The organism is Microbacterium maritypicum MF109, from assembly GCF_000455825.1.
In the GTDB taxonomy this organism is placed as follows: Bacteria; Actinomycetota; Actinomycetes; order Actinomycetales; family Microbacteriaceae; genus Microbacterium; species Microbacterium maritypicum_A.
The window spans coordinates 1-361 of the sequence record NZ_ATAO01000132.1; the positions used below are offsets into that span (position 1 = coordinate 1).

At 68.4% G+C, this 361-nt stretch carries 1 protein-coding gene; it reads left to right on the forward strand.

From position 1 onward, the window contains the following. Positions 1 to 34: 34 nt before the first annotated feature. Positions 35 to 361, forward strand: a 327-nt coding sequence (locus tag L687_RS0121330) for a Gfo/Idh/MocA family protein (RefSeq protein ID WP_031206998.1), incomplete at its 3' end; no start/stop codon positions are given.

The window sequence follows — 361 nt, forward strand, 5'->3', positions numbered from 1 at the left end:
ATCCTGCACAGACCCATCACACAGAAGGACCATCGTGGATCTCCAGATCGGCATCATCGGCTTCGGCGCGCGCTCGACCCTCCAGGAAGAGGTGCATCGCCCGGGACACGGCTCGCGCATCAGCGCCGTGTGCGATCTCGCACCGCGCGCTCGCGACGACGCCCGCGCTCTCGTGCCGGATGCGCTCGTCACCGACTCTCTCGACGAGCTGCTGGCCTCCGGCGTCGACGCCGTCATGGTGCTCACCCCCGACGACACGCACGCAGCCCTCAGCATCCGTGCCCTCGAAGCAGGAGTGCCGGTGTTCTGCGAGAAGCCCCTGGCGATCGACCTCGCCGACGCCGACGCGATGCTCGAGACC